The following is a 17,463-nucleotide window of genomic DNA, read 5'->3' as shown; positions in this document are numbered from 1 at the left end:
TTCGCTCCCGTGCACGCATATGGGTAGTGACACGCTTGCGGCTCCAACACAGGGAGCGCCCCGGCTCGATCGCGATGTGATCAGCCGCTTCGCCACATGTTGTCGTGCGCTGGGCTTGACGGTGAACGACCGGCAACGGCCGGCCGACGCCGACGCAGCCCGGACCGGCTTTGCCGGTCTGACACGTATCGCACATGACCACTGTGACGCCTGGACCGGCTTGGCCGCCGCGGGCGACGTATCCGGACCGGTCATCGACGCGGTGTGGCGCACCCGTGGCAGCGCGGGACTGCTGCAGCGGGAGATCGACCTGGCTGCAGGCGACCTCGGGTTCACCTACGACAGCGGGCTGTACCTGCAGTTCCGGGCCGTTGACGTGGACGACTTCCAGCTCGCCTACGCCGCGGTCCGGTATGCCGCGGGAGCCCGCGCCGAGGCAGACGCGCTGGTGGCAGACGCGCTCGACCGTCGCCCCGGGTGGCTCGACGCCACCTGGCTCCGGGTGGCGTTCAACCATCACGCCGAACGCTGGTCCGATGTGGTGCGGCTGCTCACCCCGGTCGTCACCAACCCGTCGCTCGACGAGGTCACCGCGCACGCCGCACGGATCACCCTGGGCATCGCCCTGGCGCGCCTCGGCATGCTGGCGCCCGCGCTGTCCTACCTGGACGACCCGTCCGGCCCGATCACGGTGGCCGCGCTCGACGGCGCGCTGGCCAAGGGCCTGACGCTGCGGGCCCAGGGCGAGGACGAGGACGCCAACGAAGTACTGCAGGATCTCTTTGCTGCCCACCCGGAGAACAAGCAGGTTGAAGACGCCCTGCTGGATTCGAGTTTCGGGCTGCTCATCACCACCGCCGCACGCATCGACGCGCGTACCGATCCGTGGGATCCGGACACCGAACCCACTGAATCGGACTTCGTCGATCCGGGCGCCAAGGAGCGCAAGGCGCACCTGCTGGTCGAAGCCGAAGCCGAGCTGGCCGAGTTCATCGGTCTGGAAGAAGTGAAGTTCCAGGTGGCCCGGCTCAAGAGCTCGGTGGCCATGTCGATCCGCCGTCAGGAACGCGGGCTGGCCGTGGCCCAGCGCACCAACCACCTGGTGTTCGCCGGTCCTCCCGGGACGGGTAAGACCACGATCGCCCGCGTCGTCGCCAAGATCTACTGCGGCCTGGGACTTCTCAAGAAGGAGACCGTCCGCGAGGTGCACCGTGCCGATCTGATCGGCCAGCACATCGGTGAGACCGAGGCCAAGACCAACGCGATCATCGACAGTGCGCTGGACGGCGTGCTGTTCCTCGACGAGGCGTACGCGTTGGTGTCCACCGGCGCCAAGAACGACTTCGGTCTGGTCGCCATCGACACCCTGCTGGCCCGTATGGAGAACGACCGCGACCGGCTCGTGGTGATCGTCGCGGGGTACCGCAAGGACCTCGACATGTTCCTGGACACCAACGAAGGTCTGCGCTCGCGCTTCACGCGCAGCATCGACTTCCCGTCGTACTCCTCGTCCGAGCTCGTCGAGATCGCCGAGCGGATGGCCGAGAAGCGCGACAGCACCTTCGAGAAGGCCGCCCACGACGACATGGAGAAGCTGTTCGGCTATCTGGCCGAGGCGACCATGCCCGACACCAACGGTGTGCCGCGGCGCAGCCTCGACATCGCCGGTAACGGCCGCTTCGTCCGCAACCTGGTCGAGCGTTCCGAGGAGGAGCGCGAGTACCGCCTCGATCATTCCGACAACGACGACTTCACCGACGAGGAGATGATGACGATCACCGCCGGTGACGTGAACAATTCGGCTGCCCCGCTGTTGCGTGGCCTGGGCCTGACGGTGCCCGAATGACCACCCAGGGGCCCGAGGAGCGGCGTTCTTTCTCCTCCCGCACACCGTCCAACGACAACCCTGATCAGGTCGCCTACCGGCGCGGCTTCGTCACCAAGAACCAGGTCACAGGCTGGCGATTCGTCATGCGCCGCATTGCCTCCGGCGTGGCGCTGCACGACACCCGCATGCTGGTCGACCCGCTGCGGACGCAGAGCCGAGCCGTGCTCACCGGCGCGTTGATCATGGTCACCGGCCTGATCGGGTGCTTTTTGTTCTCCCTGTTCCGGCCGGGCGGAGTCGCGGGTAACGACGTGATACTCGCCGACCGGTCGACCGCGGCGTTGTATGTGCGGGTCGGCGAGCAGCTGCATCCGGTGCTCAACCTGACCTCGGCCCGCCTGATCGCCGGCAAGGCGGACAACCCGAGCACCGTCAAGACCGCCGAGATCGACAGATTCCCGCGGGGCAATCTGCTGGGCATCCCCGGGGCGCCGGAACGGATGGTGCAGAGCACCAGTGATTCCGCGGATTGGACTGTCTGCGACAGCAATACGGGCACGGCGGCCGGCGTCACCCTGATCGCCGGGACGCTCGTATCCGGTGGTGAGCGTGCCCTGCCGCTGACCGCGGACGGAGCGGTGCTCGTGCACCACAGCGGTGGTCCCACCCCGGGTGACTGGCTGCTGTGGGACGGCAGGCGCAGCCCGATCGATCTGAACAACCGTGCGGTCACCGACGCGCTCGGCTTCGGCGCCGAGATCCCGGCTCCGCGACCCATCGCTGCAGGCCTGTTCAACGCGATCCCCGAGGCACCCGCACTGACCGCCCCGGCGATCGCCGATGCCGGCGCACCGACGAGCTTCGAGCTGTCGACCCCCGTGCCCGTGGGTGGCGTTCTGGCCGCGTACGACGCGGACAACACCGCCCGCTACTACGCGGTGCTGTCCGACGGTCTGCAGCCGGTCTCGCCGGTGCTGGCCTCGATTCTGCGCAACACCAACTCCTATGGGCTGGACCAGGCTCCGCGCATCGGGCCCGACGAGGTGTCGCGGCTGCCAGTCTCGCGTGCCCTCGACACCGCGGCCTATCCGGATGCGCCGGTCAACGTCGTGTCCGCGTCGACAGCCCCGGTGACCTGTGCCCAGTGGGTCAAGCCCGCCGGCGCCACCGAGAGCCGTTTGACCGTGCTGTCCGGAGCGACTTTGCCGGTACCGGACTCCCTGCGCACCGTCGACCTGGTCGGGGCCGGTGCCAACGGCGCCGCCAGCCGCGTCGCGCTGGCACCGGGCACCGGATACCTGGTGCAGACCGTGGGTGCCGAGCCCGGATCGCCGACCGCAGGCTCACGGTTCTGGTTGAGCGATACCGGTGTGCGCTACGGCATCGACACCAGCGGCGACGACAAAACCCTTGCCGCGCTTGGCCTCACCGCGCCGGCCCTGCCCATTCCGTGGTCGATCCTGACGCAGTTCGCGGCCGGTCCGACCCTGTCCCGTGGCGACGCCCTGACCGCGCACGATGCGCTGTCGTCCAACGCCAATGCTGCACGCCTGGAGGCAACCCGATGAGCCGGCTGATCTTCGAGCACCAGCGCAGGCTGGCTCCGCCGACCACCCGCAAGGGCACCATCACCATCGAGCCGCCGCCGCAGTTGGAGCGGATGGTTCCGCCGTCGCTGCTGCGTCGAGTGCTGCCTTACCTGATCGTCATCCTCATCGTGGGCATGATCGTGGCGCTCTTCGCGACCGGCATGCGGATGATCTCGCCGACCATGCTGTTCTTCCCGTTCGTGCTGCTCCTGGCGGCCACTGCGCTCTACCGCGGCGGCGGCAACAAGATGCGCACCGAGGAGGTCGACGCCGAACGCGCCGACTACCTGCGTTACTTGTCGGTGGTCCGCGACAACGTCCGTGCCCATGCCGCCGAGCAGCGTGCGGCCCTGGAGTGGTCCCACCCCGAGCCCGAGGCACTGGCGGTCATTCCGGGCACCCGCCGGCAGTGGGAGCGCGATCCGCGCGACCGTGACTTCCTGGTGCTGCGCGCCGGACTGCACGACGTGCCACTGGATGCGGCGCTGAAGGTCAAGGACACCGCCGACGAGATCGACCTGGAACCGGTGTCGCACAGCACCCTTCGTGGTCTGCTCGACGTGCAGCGCACCGTGCGCGACGCCCCCACCGGCATCGACGTCACCAAGCTCGCCCGCATCACCGTGATCGGTGAGGCCGAGGAAGTCCGGGACGCGCTGCGGGCCTGGATCGCGCAGGCCGTCACCTGGCACGACCCGACCATGCTCGGGGTGGCCCTGGCCTCGCCGGACGTCGACGCCGATGACTGGTCCTGGCTGAAATGGCTTCCACACGTTGATATTCCGTCCCAGGCTGACGGTGTCGGCCCGGCCCGGTACCTGACCACCGGCGTCGCGGAGCTTCGCGGACGACTGGATTCGGCCCTGGCCGGCCGGCCCGCATTCCCCGCTGTGGCCGACCAGGCGCTCAAGCACATGCTGGTCGTGCTCGACGATCCCGAGGCCGACCCCGACGACATCGCGCGGAAGCCCGGTCTGACCGGGGTCACCCTGATCCACCGCAGCGACAAGCTGCCCAACCGCGAGCAGTACCCCGATCCCGAGCGGCCCATCCTGCGGGTCACCGAAGGCCGGATCGAGCGGTGGCAGAGCAGCGGATGGCAGCCGTACGTCGACAAGGCCGACGCGATGTCGGCCGCGGCGGCCGCCCACATCGCACGTCGGCTGTCGCGCTGGGATTCCAACCCCGGCTACGTGCGGTCGACCGCCACCGGCGGTGCCACCTTCACCACGCTGCTCGACATCCCGGATGCCGCGGCACTGGATGTGGCCAGCCTGTGGGCTCCGCGTAACCGCGACGACGAACTGCGCGTGCCGATCGGTGTCACCGCCACCGGTGAGCCGCTGTTCTTCGACCTCAAAGACGAGGCCGAGGGCGGCATGGGCCCGCACGGCCTGATGATCGGTATGACCGGCTCGGGCAAGTCCCAGACCCTGATGTCGATCCTTTTGTCGCTGTTGACGACTCACTCCGCTGAGCGGCTCATCGTGATCTACGCCGACTTCAAGGGTGAGGCGGGAGCCGACATCTTCCGCAACTTCCCACAGGTCGTCGCGGTCATCTCGAACATGGCCGAGAAGCGGTCGCTGGCCGACCGGTTCGCCGAGACCCTGCGTGGTGAGGTGGCCCGCCGTGAGCAGCTGCTCAAGGAGGCCGGCCGGCGGGTCCAGGGCAGTGCCTTCAACTCGGTCACCGAGTACGAGGCAGCCATCGCTGCCGGGCACGACCTGCCCCCGATGCCGACGCTGTTCGTGGTCGCCGACGAGTTCACCTTGATGCTCGCCGAGCATCCGGAGTACGCGGATCTGTTCGATTACGTTGCCCGCAAGGGCCGCTCGTTCCGGATTCACATCCTGTTCGCGTCGCAGACCCTGGACGTGGGCCGGATCAAGGACATCGACAAGAACACGTCCTACCGGATCGGCCTGAAGGTGGCCAGCCCGAGCATCTCCCGTCAGATCATCGGGGTCGAGGACGCCTATCACATCGAATCCGGTCGGGAGCACAAGGGCGAGGGCTTCCTGGTACCTGCCCCGGGCGCGGTGCCGATCAAATTCCGCAGCACCTACGTCGACGGCATCTACGATCCGCCGCGCGCCGAGAAGTCGATCGTGGTGCGGGCGTTGCCGCAGCCGCAGTTGTTCACTGCCTCGCGCGTCGAGCCCGAGCCCGATACGGTGATCGTCACGAACGAACCAGAGATCGACGTCCTGCCACCGCGCAAGCTGATCGCCACCATCGGCGACCAGCTGGCCACCTACGGCCCGCAGGCGCCCAAACTGTGGCTGCCGCCGCTGGACGACACGATCGCGCTGGACGATGTGCTGGCCCGCACCGACGTCGAGCCTGGTCAACTGCGTTGGCCGCTGGGCGAAATCGACAAGCCGTTCGAGATGCGCCGCGACGCCCTGGTGTTCGATGCGAACTCGTCGGCGGCCAACGTGCTGATCCACGGCGGGCCGCGGTCTGGCAAGTCGACCGCACTGCAGACGTTCGTCCTGTCGGCGGCCGCACTGCACTCGCCGAGCGAGGTGAGCTTCTACTGCCTGGACTACGGCGGCGGACAGCTCGCCGGCCTGGCGGACCTGGCCCACGTGGGCAGTGTGGCCACCCCACTGGAGCCCGAGCGCATCCGCCGTACCTTCGGCGAGCTCGAGCAGTTGCTGCAGGCCCGTCAGCGGCAGGGCGCCGTGAGCCGGGTCGGCAGCTACGCCGACGGCTATGGCGAGGTGTTCCTGGTCATCGACAACCTGTACGCGTTCAGCCGGGACAACACCGATACGTTCAACACTCGTAACCCGTTGCTGGCCAGGGTGACCGAGCTGGCCAACACCGGGCTGGCCTACGGCATCCACGTCGTGATCACCACGCCGAACTGGCTGGAGGTGCCGCTGGCCATGCGTGACGGCCTGGGCCTGCGCCTGGAGCTCAAGCTGCACGACAGCCACGACAGCATTGTGCGGGTGGTGGGTGCGCTGCGTCGTCCGGCCGAGTCGGTGCCTGCCGACCAGCCGGGCCGCGGCCTGACGATGGCCGCCGAGCACTTCCTGTTCGCCGAGCCGCAGTTGAGCGACATCGCCGTCATCAACGCCCGCTACCCGGGACAGAGCGCACCGCCCGTGCGGCTGCTGCCCACCACACTGGCTCCGGCAGTGCTGGCGCCGCTCTACCCGGCGCCCGAGCAGGTGGTCATCGGGCAGCGGGAAGAGGACCTGGCGCCGGTCGTGGTCGACTTCAAGAACAACCCGCTGCTTGCGGTGTTCGGCGATACGAGGTCGGGCAAGACCACGCTGCTGCGTCACATCATCCGGACCATCCGCGAGAACTCGCGGCCGGACGAGGTGGCCTTCACGGTGATCGACCGGCGGCTGCACCTGGTGGAGGAGCCGTTGTTCCCGGACAACGAGTACACCGCCAACATCGACCGCGTGCTGCCGGCGATGCTGGGACTGTCGGCCCTCATCGAGAAGCGCCGTCCGCCGGCCGGTTTGAGCCCGCAGGAGCTCAGCGCCTGGCATCAGCGCTCAGGGACCGATGGCCACATCCACTACCTGATCATCGACGACGTGGACCAGATCCCCGACGGCCCCGCCGTCAGTGGGCCGTTCGCGGGCCAGCGCCCGTGGACCAACATCGTGAACTTGTTGGCAGAGGCAACCGATCTGGGTCTGCGCGTCATCGTGACCGCCCGGGCCACCGGGTCGGCGCACGCAGTGATGACCGCGCCGCTGCTGCGTCGCCTCAATGATCTGCAAGCGACCACGTTGATGCTGTCGGGCAATCCCGCCGACAGCGGCAAGCTCCGCGGGCACCGGTTCGCCCGGTTCCCCGCGGGACGCGGCATGTTGCTCGGCGACAGCGACGCGCCCGAGTTCGTCCAGCTCGTCAACCCACTCATCGATGACACGGCGATGTCCGTGAACAACGGGAGAAAGGAATTCTGATGACATTACGGGTAGTTCCGGAAGGATTGACCGCCGCGAGCGCGGCCGTCGAGGCGCTCACCGCGCGTCTCGCCGCGGCCCACGCCGCAGCCGCCCCCCTGGTCTCGGCGGTGATCCCGCCTGCCGCGGACGCGGTGTCCCTGCAGACGGCGACCGGGTTCAGTGCGCACGGCGCCCAGCACTCGACGCTGGCCGCACAGGGCGTCGAGGAACTCGGCCGATCGGGTGCGGGTGTCGCGGAGTCCGGCGCCAGCTATGTCACCGGTGACGCGATGGCTGCGTCGTCCTACATGACCGCGCGCGGCCTCTGACATGACCGCCCCCATCTGGATGGCCCTACCGCCCGAGGTGCACTCGACGCTGCTCTCCAGCGGCCCGGGCGCTGGGCCGATGTTGGCCGCCGCGGGGGCCTGGCAGTCGTTGAGCACTGAATATGCCTCGGCGGCAGCAGAACTCACCAGTGTGTTGGGTGGGGTGCAAGCCGGGTCGTGGGAGGGGCCGAGTTCGGAGCAGTACGTCGCCGCCCACGGGCCGTACCTGACGTGGCTGGCACAGCAGAGTGCCAACAGTGCCGCGGTGGCGGTGCAACACGAGACGGCGGCCGCGGCCTACACCACGGCGGTGGCCACCATGCCGACGCTGCCCGAACTCGCGCTGAACCACGTCGTGCACGGCGTCCTGATCGCCACGAACTTCTTCGGTATCAACATGATTCCGATCGCGGTCAACGAGGCCGACTACGTCCGGATGTGGATCCAGGCGGCCACCACCATGGCGACCTACCAGGCTGTTGCGGGAGCTTCGGTCATGGCGGCACCGGCCAGCATGCCGTCGCCGATGCTGCTCAAACCCGGTGTGGGGGAGGCAGGTACCGCCTCGGCCAACATGATGCAGACCGGCGCGCAGACACAGGCCGCCGAATCCGGCCAGGCCTTGAGCACTCCTGACTGGTGGTCCAACAACGAACTGATCAAGGCGCTGGCGAATTACTTCGCCGATCCGAACAACAACCTGATCGGCGGCGAGTACGTCGCCAGATTGTTGCTGGATCCGGTCGGAACCCTTCAACAGATGATCACCGACCTGCTCACCAACCCGTCCGGCTTCCTGACCACCTGGGGGCCGTTCCTGGCCGGTGTGCTCTACCAGGCGATCTTCCAGCCCGTGGGATGGGGCACCTGGATCGGTGTCGCCTTGTCGCCGTTCCTGATCCCGCTGCTGGGCATCGGTCTTGCCGCGCTGGGTTTTCTGGACCTGCTCCCCACCGACGCCCCTCCGGCCGATGCACCCGCCGAGGCCGAAGCTCCACCGGTTCCGGCCCGGGCCGATCAAGGTCTGCCGATGGCCGGCCTGGGCCCGGCAGGCGCCGGCGCCGGGGCGGCAGCTCCGGCCACGCCCAGCGCCGCACCTGCCTCGGGAGGGGCAGCGGCACCGGCCCCGGTCGCCGCTGCGGCGTTCGCACCCTACGCAGTGATGGGCAACGACCCCGACGAGGGCTTCAGCCCGACCGTGGGCGGCAAATCCAGTGCCTCGGCACCGGCTGCCGGAATTCCCGCGGCGGCCTCGGGTGTGGCGGCGTCGCTGGCAGCACGGCGGAAGCGCCGGCGCAAGCGGGGCGCGGCGCTGGAGGACCACGCCTACGCCGACGCGTACATGGACTATGAGGAGCCGGATCCGGACCCCGCACCGCAACCCGAACCCCGAGTGCGGGCATCGGAAAGCGGTGCAGGGGCCATGGGATTCACCGGCACCGAAACGAAATCCGACGCGGCTGCGGCCGGTTTGACCACCCTGGCCGGCGAGAGATTCGACGAGAGCCCCGTCTCGCCGATGCTGCCCGGTTCCTGGGACCCCAACGAGGCCCCGGGAGATCCGGAAGGGGGTTCGCGCAGCTGACCAGACCCGCATTGCATTTCTGGATGCATTACCCACCACCAACGATCCGAAAGGAAAAACCATGAGCATGTTGGACGCTCACATCCCCCAGCTGATCGCCTCGGAGGCCGCCTTCGGCGCCAAGGCAGCCCTGATGCGCAGCACCATCGCGCAGGCCGAGCAGGCTGCGATGTCCTCGCAGGCCTACCACATGGGTGAGGCTTCCGCCGCGTTCCAGGCCGCACACGCCCGGTTCGTCGAGGTGTCGGCCAAGGTCAACGCGCTGCTCGACATCGCGCAGCTCAACCTCGGCGACGCTGCGAGCACCTACGTCGCCCAGGATGCCGCCGCCGCCAGCACCTACACCTCGGTCTAGCCGAACAAGCAACGGATACAGGAGTTTTCATGTCTCAGATCATGTACAACTACCCGGCCATGCTCGCTCACGCCGGGGAGATGAACACCTACTCGGGTGCTCTGCACGCCGTGGGCGCCGACATCGCCGCCGAGCAGCACGCACTGTCCAGCGCCTGGCAGGGTGACACCGGTATGACCTACCAGGCCTGGCAGGCGCAGTGGAACCAAGCCATGGAAGAGCTCACCCGGGCTTACCGCGCGATGGCGTCCACTCACGAGATGAACACCATGTCGATGAGCGCCCGCGACGCAGCTGAAGGGGCCAAGTGGGGCTGATGGGCACTAGTGGGAGCTAACGCGGTCGAGCTCACCACCGATCAGGCCTGGTACCTCGCCGAGGTGCTCGGTGCCGGTGCGTTTCCATGGGTGCTTGCCATCACGCCGCCCTACAGCGAACCGGCTCAGCGGTTCGGCTTTGCCGCCGAGCAGACCGCTGAACTGACCCGGATGGGTGTGCTCGACGCCAGTGGAGGAGTCAATCCGCAGGTGGCGCATTGGGTTCGGCTGGCCTGCCGGGCAACCCAGTGGCTCGATCTGCGGTTTGTCTCCGGTCCCGGGGACCTGCTGCGCGGCATCGTCGCGCGGTCGGGTGGCCCGGACGGTCGGACTGTGGTGGTGTTGCGCAATGCGCAACTGGTGACGTTCACCGAGATGGACATCCACCACCCCCACGCCCTGGTTCCGGTGCTCACCGCCGGTCTGTCGCAGCGCAGGCCGGCGCGGTTCGAGGAGTTCGCGCTCCCGGCCGCGGCCGGTTCCCGCGCCGACGAGCAGATCCGCAACGGCACCCCACTGATCGAAGTGCTGGGATTCCTCGGTGTCCCGGCCTCGGCCCGGCCGATCGTGGAATCGGTGTTCGACGGACGGCGTACCTACGTCGAGATCGTTGCCGGAGAACACCGTGACGGTCACCGCGTCACGACCCAAGTAGGTGTCAGCATCATCGACACTCCCGAGGGCCGGATTCTGGTCTCCCCGTCAAAGGCTTTTGACGGGGAATGGATTTCGACCTTCACGGCGGGCACTGCCGAAGCGATCGCGATGGCGATCGAACGGCTCACTGCCTCGCTGCCCAGCGGTTCCTGGTTCCCCGACCAACCGCTCATCCGCGATTTCGACGAAGTTGCGGGCACCGACCACGCTGTATCCCACCGAGATTCACGTTCCATGAGAAGAACCCAGAAAGCATAGGAATGTCCGACAACACTGTGATGCCGATCGTTCGGGTGGCCGTGCTGGCCGCTGGAGACGACGGCGGCCGGCTGACCGAGATGGCCCTGCCGTCCGAGCTGCCGTTGCGCGAGATCCTGCCCGCCGTCCAGCGCATCGTGCTCCCCGCCGGGGGCGACGGTGCCGACAGCGGCGACAACGGCGCCGGCGACCCGGTACGGGTCAGCCTCGCCCCGGTCGGGGGAGCGCCCTACAGCCTGGATGCCACGCTCGACACCGTCGGCGTCGTGGACGGGGATCTGCTTGCGCTGCAAGCCGTTCCCGCCGGGCCTGCTGCCCCGCGCATCGTCGAGGACATCGCCGATGCCGCCGTGATCTTCTCGGCTGCCCGCCAGCGTCCTTGGGGTCCTGCGAACATCGCGCGCTATGCGTCGCTGGCCCTCATCGGGCTGATCCTGGTGGGTACCGGCCTGGCCGTCGCCCACCGCGTGGTGACCGATGAGATGCTCGGACTTCTGGTGGCCGGCGGCATCGCCATCGCGACCGTGCTGGCCGCGCTGTCGACCAGAGGCCGGTCGCCGGTGTTGGCCACCGCGCTGGCCGTCACCGCGCTGGTTCCTGTCGCCGCGGCGTTCGCGCTTGGTGTGCCAGGAGATTTCGGTGCACCCAGCATCCTGTTGGCCGCGGCCGGGGTCGCCGCATGGTCTTTGATCAGCATGGCCAGCTCGCCCGATGACCGGGGCATCGCGGTGTTCACCGCGACCACGGTGGCCGGAGTCGGCGTGTTGCTGGTCGCCGGGGCGGCCTCGCTGTGGGAGATCAACTCGACGGTGATCGGGTCCGCGCTGGTCCTCATCGGCTTGGTGGTCACCGTTCAGGCAGCCCAGTTGTCCGCGATGTGGGCCCGCTTCCCGCTGCCGGTCATCCCGGCACCGGGCGATCCGTCCCCGTCTGCGCATCCGCTTTCGGTGTTGGCCGACCTGCCGCGCCGGGTCCGGGTGAGCCAGTCGCATCAGACCGGCGTGATCGCCGCGGGCGTGTTGCTCGGTGTGGCCGGGTCGCTGGCCCTGGTTGCTTCGCCGACCGCGTCGCCGTGGGCCTGGTACGTCGTGGTGGCCGGCGCGCTCGCCGCCGCTCTGCGAGCCCGCGTCTGGGATTCGGCCTCGTGCAAGGCCTGGCTGCTCGGCCATTCGTATCTGCTGACCGTTGTCCTGTTGGTGGCGTTCGCAATCGACGGCCGCTACCAGGCCGCATGGTGGGCGCTGGCCGCGCTGGCCGCGTTGGTCGTGGTCTGGGTTGTCGCCGCGCTGAACCCGCGGGCCGCCTCTCCGGACACGTACTCGTTGCCGATGCGTCGCCTGGTCGGCTTCCTGGCCACCGGCCTCGACGCCTCGCTGATTCCGGTGATGGCTTTCCTCGTCGGGCTGTTCAGCCTCGTTCTCGACAGGTGATGAATCGGTGATCCACAAGAGCCTGGGTGTCCTGGCCACAGCCGGTCTGGTGCTGTTGGTCGGCTCCCCGTCGGCGGGTGCCGTCAGCCCGCCCGAGGTCGACCCGCAGGTCGCCCCACCGGCCGGTAGTGCCGGTCCGGTGGAGGCGATGGCGCAGCGTTCAGCCTGTGCCACCACCGGAGTGCTGCCGGGTACCGATCCCGGGGCCGTCAACCCGAATCAGGTGGCGCTCAATCTGTCCGGTGCGTGGAAGCAGAGCCGCGGACAGGGCCAGACCGTCGCTGTCATCGACACCGGGGTGCAGCCGAGCCCCCGCCTGCCCCACGTCGAAGGCGGCGGCGACTTCATCGAATCCACCGACGGGCTGACCGACTGTGACGGCCATGGCACCTCGGTGGCGGGTCTCATCGCCGGGCAGCCCGGACCCGACGGCTTCTCCGGGGTGGCACCGGAGGCCCGACTGATCTCGATCCGGCAGAACTCGCCCCGGTTCGCCCCGCGCACTCCCGGCGCCGATGCCGTCGAGGCCCGCGTGGCGGCCGATGTGGCCAGCCTGGCCCGGGCCGTGGTGCGCGCGGCCGACATGGGTGCGCGCGTCATCAACATCTCCGTGGTGACCTGTGTGCCCGCCGACAAGCACGTCGACCAGACCGAACTCGGTGCGGCGCTGCGCTACGCGGCGGTCGAAAAGGACGCGGTGATCGTCGCGGCGGCGGGTAACACCCAAGGTGGGGTTACCACCGGATCGGCGTGCGGTTCCAATCCGCTGGCCGACGCAGGCGCTCCGGGCGATCCGCGTAACTGGAGCGGTGTCTCGTCGGTTTCCATCCCCTCGTGGTGGCAGCCCTATGTGCTGTCGGTGGGGTCGCTGAACGCGACCGGTCAGCCTTCCGGCTTCACCATGGCCGGCCCGTGGGTGGGTATCGCGGCGCCGGGCGAGAACATCTCCTCGGTGAGCAATGCGCCCGGTGGAGGACTCTCGAACGCCATGCCCACCGATCAGGACAAGATGGTGCCGCTCAACGGCACCAGCTACGCCACGGCGTACGTTTCCGGTGTTGCGGCCTTGGTGCGCAGCAAGTTTCCCGAACTGAACGCGCGTCAGGTGGTTCACCGGCTGACCACGACGGCACAGGGCGCCTCCCGCTCGCCTTCGAACGTGATCGGCGCCGGCGGTGTCGATCCGGTGGCCGCGCTCACCTGGGATGTCTCCGACGTGCCGCTGGACGGGCCGGCCGCCCCAGAAGGCAAATCCATTGCCGCACCGGCAGATCCGGCTCCGCGTGACAACACTGGGCGAATCGTCGCATTCGCCGGCACCGGAGCCCTTGCGCTGGCGGCCATCGCCGTTGCGTTCAGCGCATACAGACGGAAGGACCATTCATGACCGCCCGACTTGCGTTGGCGTCCCTGTTCATCGTCGCGGCGGTCCTGGCCCGGCCGTGGCAGACCAACACCGAACGGTGGGTGCTCGGCGTCTCCGTCGCCGCGGTGGTGCTGTTGTTGGCCTGGTGGGGCGGGTTGTTCCTGACCACACGGGTGGCGCGGCACATCGCGGTGTGGCGACGCAACCTCGCCAAGAACCAGCCGGCCGAGAAGCCGGGTGCGGAGACGGTCGTGCTGCGAGTCGATCCCGCGGACCCGGCGCAGCTTCCGATCGTGGTCAGCTACCTGGACCGTTACGGCATTCGCTGCGACAAGGTCCGGGTGACCCACCGCGACGCCGGTGGTTCGCGGCGTAGCTGGATCAGCCTGACCGTCGACGCCGCCGACAACCTCGATGCGTTGCGCGCGCGGTCGTCGCGAATCCCCTTGCGGGACACCACGGAAATCGTCGGACGTCGCCTCCGCGACCATCTGCGGGAGCAGGGTTGGACGGTCACGCTCGTCGACGGTGTTGATTCCCCGCTGCCCGACCCGGGCAAGGAGACCTGGCGCGGCGTCAAGGACGACTCCGGAATCGCTGCGGCATACCGGGTCAAGGTCGGCGACAAGCTGGAGGCCGTGCTGGCCGAGATCGCCGCACTGCCGGCCCAGGAAACCTGGACCGCACTGGAGTTCACCGGATCTCCCGCGCAACCGTTGTTGACGGTGGGTGCCGCGATCCGTACGCAGGAGCGGCCGGCGGGCAAGGCGCCGGTGGCCGGCCTGAAATCGGCAGGCGGCCGCCAGCGTCCGGCGTTGGCGGCGCTGAACCCGTTGTCGTCGGACCGTCTGGACGGCACCCCTGTCGAGGTGCCACCGGCACCGGCCTCGGCCGCGCCGTCAGTCGAACATGAAGCCCTTCAGGAAGCGGGTCATCCGGCGTAGGTAGTCCGGCTGGCTCACATGCAGCAGGTGGTTGCCGGGGAACCAGTGGAACGCGCAGCGATCCCAGTGTTCCCACAGCATTTCGGCCTGCTGGGGTGGGGCCAGCCGGTCACCGAGGCCAGTGATGATCAGCCGGCGTTCCTTGGGCACCAGGGGGCGGTAGTTGAGCGGTGAGGCATACCGCGCCGCCGATTCCGTGAGCGAGCGGTCGGTTCTGGCCACGAGTCGTTGCAGGGCCACCAGCTTGTTGGCCGGGAACCACTCGTCGACCGTGCGATCCGGTGTCACCACAGGGACATTCGGGACCACAGCCTGAATTCGGTCGTCCACACTGGCCAGCAGCGCCGAGGTGAAGCCGCCAAGGGAGATGCCCGTCAGGGCGACCCGATCGACACCGGTGGACTCCAGATAGTCGATCACCGAACGGAAGTCGTGCACGGCCTGGGCCATGGCCTCGGAGAAGCCCGCGAATCCGTGGGAGAAGAATCCGTAACCGCTGAACGGGGAGAACCGTTCGGCGCGGCGACCGTGAAACGGCAGGGTGTACAACAACACGTCGTATCCCGAGCGGTAGAACCACGGCAACGACAGGAACAGGCCGTTCGCCAGGTACGGCGACCCCATGAAGCCGTGGATCACACACAACGTGGGATGTGGCCCGTCACCGTGGCGCCAATGCTGGGCTCGCACAACGTTGTTGCGGGTGAATCCGCTGCACAGGTCGCGCAGCGCAGGGTTGACCGCAGTGAAGCTGCTGTCGAACCGGATGTTCTCCACCCGGCCGTGCGCGATGGTCTCGGCCACCAGATTGGCCCGGCGAGTCGAGACCCGGGGTGGTCGGGTGGGCGCCGGAAACGACACCGCGGGATCTTGAGCGGTGGCCAGATCGGCGTAGAACCGCATGTGGTCGTGCTCGGTCCGCGACGCCGACGGATGCAGCATCGACGCCAGCGTGGTCGGCAGCATCGATGTCGCCACGATGGAGGCGACCCCGGTCCGCAACGCGATGTCGGCGATCGCGGAGGCGTCGACGATGGCCCGTTGTCGCACGGTCAGGTCGGCACGCCGGGGCAGGCCGCGTGCACCGGCGTCGCCGCCGGGGACGTCAGGAACAGGGATCGGGGGTTCGACCGGGTCCGGGTCCACGATTCCCGATGCTAGCCAACTGCTCAGCCCAGGCCGAACAACTTCGCGGCATTGTCGTGCAGGACGTTGCGGCGCCAGGCGTCGTCGACACCCGGCAGGTCGATCAGGTGGTGCACGGCCTCGGCGTACCCGTAGGGAATGTTGGGGAAGTCGCTGCCGAACAGGATGTGTTCACCCAGGGCTTTCACCCGGCTCAGCTCGGCGGCGGGGAACGGCATCATCTCCTCGACGAACGGGGTGAACGCCATCGTGGTGTCGAGTCGCACGTTGTCGTGTCGCTCGGCGAGATCCAGGAACGCGGAGTACTCGGGCATCCCCATGTGGGCGATGATCAGCGGGAGACGCGGGTAGCGACCCAACAGCCGGACGATCGGGTCCGGGCCGGTGAAGGCTCCGGGCGCCGGTCCGGAACCGCAGTGGATGACGACCGGGATTCCGGCGTCTTCGATCTGCCCCCAGACCTCGTCGAGCAGCGGGTCGTTGGGCTCGTAGTTGCCCACCTGAATGTGGGCTTTGAACACCTGCGTGCCTGCGGCGATGGCGTCGGCGACATAGCCTGCGGCGGGCCCTTCGGGGAAGAACGTGGCGGTGGCCAGGCAGTCCGGCGTGTCCTGGGCGAAGCCTCGGGCCCACTGGTTCAGCCAGGCCGCCATGTCGGGCTTGTGCGGGTAGATCAGCGAGGAGAACCGTCTGATGCCGAACTCCCGCAGCGTGGCGACCCGCTGCGCCTCGTCGGCGCGGTAGGTGATGGGCCATGCCCGGCCGATCAGCGGGCCCTGGCTGTCGAAGTACTGCCACACCTTGTCCATGACGTTCTTGGGCATGAAATGGGTGTGCACGTCGACGATGCCGGGCAGGCCCAGCTCGGTCCAGATCTTCCGCACCTTGTTCGCTTCGTCCATCGTCGTCGATGATGCACCGGCGACCGCCGGCGGGGATGATCGGGTAGGTGTGGAATCCAGATACCTACCTCGCTTTCGCCGATCATCGGGGCAGGCCGTTCTACGACCTGCTGTCACGCGTCGCGGTGCAGTCGCCGCGCCGGGTGGCCGACCTGGGGTGTGGGCCGGGCAACCTGACCGAGACGTTGCTGCAGCGCTGGCCCGACGCCACGCTGGAAGCCTGGGACAGCTCTCCGGAGATGGTGGCGGCGGCGCGGGACCGCGGGCTGGACGCCCACGCCGGCGCGATCGAGGACTGGCAACCGCAACCCGACACCGACGTGGTGGTGTCCAACGCGGCGTTGCAATGGGTGCCCTCGCATCGCGAGCTCGTAGTGCGCTGGGCTGGGCAATTGCCGGCCGGGGCCTGGATCGCCTTCCAGGTGCCGGGCAATTTCGATGCGCCCTCCCACCACGCGGTGCGGGCGCTGGCCCGGCGCGAGCCGTTCATCGAGCCGCTGCGGGACATGCCATGGCGTGATGTGGGGCAGGTCGACACACCCGGTGAATACGCCGGACTGCTGACAGATGCGGGCTGTGTGGTGGACGCCTGGGAGACCACCTATGTGCACCAATTGACCGGCGAGACATCGGTTCTGGACTGGATCACCGGCACGGCCCTGACTCAGGTGAAAGGCCGGCTGAGCGACGAGCTGTGGGAGCAATACCGCCAGGCGATCATCCCGATGCTGGCCGAGGCGTACCCGAAGCGGGCTGACGGCATCACGTTCTTCCCGTTCCGCCGCGTGTTCGTGGTCGCCCAAGTCGCCCGGTAGTCATTACCTACGACGT

General features: G+C 68.4%; 14 protein-coding genes. 12 read left to right on the top strand and 2 right to left on the bottom strand.

The genetic code is table 11. From position 1 onward, the window contains the following. The first annotated feature begins 19 nt into the window (after positions 1-19). The 11 genes from eccA to eccE all read left to right on the top strand — a co-directional run bounded on the left by eccA (position 20) and on the right by eccE (position 14,584). Positions 20-1,846: a type VII secretion AAA-ATPase EccA gene (gene eccA, locus ACNQR1_RS33790; RefSeq protein ID WP_418049861.1), complete on the top strand. Its 1,827-nt coding sequence runs from the start codon at positions 20-22 to the stop codon at positions 1,844-1,846. Continuing rightward, positions 1,843-3,396 carry a type VII secretion protein EccB gene (eccB, locus tag ACNQR1_RS33785; protein WP_418049860.1) on the top strand — a complete coding sequence of 518 codons (1,554 nt, stop codon included), beginning with the start codon at positions 1,843-1,845 and terminating at the stop codon, positions 3,394-3,396. Before eccA ends, eccB begins: the two co-directional genes overlap by 4 nt. Then, on the top strand, positions 3,393-7,361 hold the full coding sequence (gene eccCa / locus ACNQR1_RS33780) for a type VII secretion protein EccCa (protein ID WP_418049859.1): 3,969 nt from the start codon (positions 3,393-3,395) through the stop codon (positions 7,359-7,361). The genes eccB and eccCa overlap by 4 nt, the downstream gene beginning before the upstream one ends. Then, complete coding sequence (locus tag ACNQR1_RS33775) at positions 7,361-7,672, top strand: PE family protein (RefSeq protein ID WP_418049858.1); 312 nt, start codon at positions 7,361-7,363, stop codon at positions 7,670-7,672. The genes eccCa and ACNQR1_RS33775 overlap by 1 nt, the downstream gene beginning before the upstream one ends. 1 nt (position 7,673) lies before the next feature. Further along, positions 7,674-9,257, top strand: coding sequence for a PPE domain-containing protein (locus ACNQR1_RS33770; protein WP_418049857.1), 1,584 nt, complete (start codon positions 7,674-7,676; stop codon positions 9,255-9,257). 61 nt (positions 9,258-9,318) lie between these two features. Continuing rightward, positions 9,319-9,612 carry a type VII secretion system protein EsxG gene (gene esxG, locus ACNQR1_RS33765; protein WP_418049856.1) on the top strand — a complete coding sequence of 98 codons (294 nt, stop codon included), beginning with the start codon at positions 9,319-9,321 and terminating at the stop codon, positions 9,610-9,612. Positions 9,613-9,641: 29 nt separating this feature from the next. Beyond that, complete coding sequence (locus ACNQR1_RS33760) at positions 9,642-9,929, top strand: WXG100 family type VII secretion target (protein ID WP_418049855.1); 288 nt, start codon at positions 9,642-9,644, stop codon at positions 9,927-9,929. 9 nt (positions 9,930-9,938) lie between these two features. Next, entirely contained in the window at positions 9,939-10,844 is a 906-nt protein-coding gene (locus ACNQR1_RS33755) for an ESX secretion-associated protein EspG (protein WP_418049854.1), read from the top strand. Positions 10,845-10,846: 2 nt separating this feature from the next. Further along, a complete protein-coding gene (eccD, locus tag ACNQR1_RS33750) occupies positions 10,847-12,274 on the top strand; it encodes a type VII secretion integral membrane protein EccD (RefSeq protein ID WP_418049853.1) in 1,428 nt (475 codons plus the stop codon). A gap of 7 nt (positions 12,275-12,281) precedes the next feature. Then, on the top strand, positions 12,282-13,661 hold the full coding sequence (gene mycP, locus ACNQR1_RS33745) for a type VII secretion-associated serine protease mycosin (RefSeq protein ID WP_418049852.1): 1,380 nt from the start codon (positions 12,282-12,284) through the stop codon (positions 13,659-13,661). Beyond that, on the top strand, positions 13,658-14,584 hold the full coding sequence (gene eccE / locus ACNQR1_RS33740; RefSeq protein ID WP_418049851.1) for a type VII secretion protein EccE: 927 nt from the start codon (positions 13,658-13,660) through the stop codon (positions 14,582-14,584). Before mycP ends, eccE begins: the two co-directional genes overlap by 4 nt. Here eccE and ACNQR1_RS33735 read toward each other — a convergent pair. Continuing rightward, positions 14,540-15,730 (bottom strand): alpha/beta hydrolase family protein, encoded by a 1,191-nt coding sequence (locus tag ACNQR1_RS33735; RefSeq protein ID WP_418049850.1) that lies wholly within the window; start codon positions 15,728-15,730, stop codon positions 14,540-14,542. The two genes, eccE and ACNQR1_RS33735, sit on opposite strands and share 45 nt — an antisense overlap. Before the next feature lie 23 nt (positions 15,731-15,753). Next, on the bottom strand, positions 15,754-16,632 hold the full coding sequence (locus ACNQR1_RS33730) for an amidohydrolase family protein (RefSeq protein WP_418049849.1): 879 nt from the start codon (positions 16,630-16,632) through the stop codon (positions 15,754-15,756). A gap of 47 nt (positions 16,633-16,679) precedes the next feature. On the opposite strand from ACNQR1_RS33730, the gene ACNQR1_RS33725 reads away from it, so the two are divergent. Further along, entirely contained in the window at positions 16,680-17,447 is a 768-nt protein-coding gene (locus tag ACNQR1_RS33725; protein ID WP_418049848.1) for a trans-aconitate 2-methyltransferase, read from the top strand. The last annotated feature ends 16 nt before the right edge of the window (positions 17,448-17,463 follow it).

The organism is Mycobacterium sp. 48b, assembly GCF_048282725.1.
Lineage (GTDB): Bacteria > Actinomycetota > Actinomycetes > Mycobacteriales > Mycobacteriaceae > Mycobacterium.
Note: the sequence above shows the minus strand (reverse complement) of the source record. Positions and strands in the feature narration are given on the sequence as shown.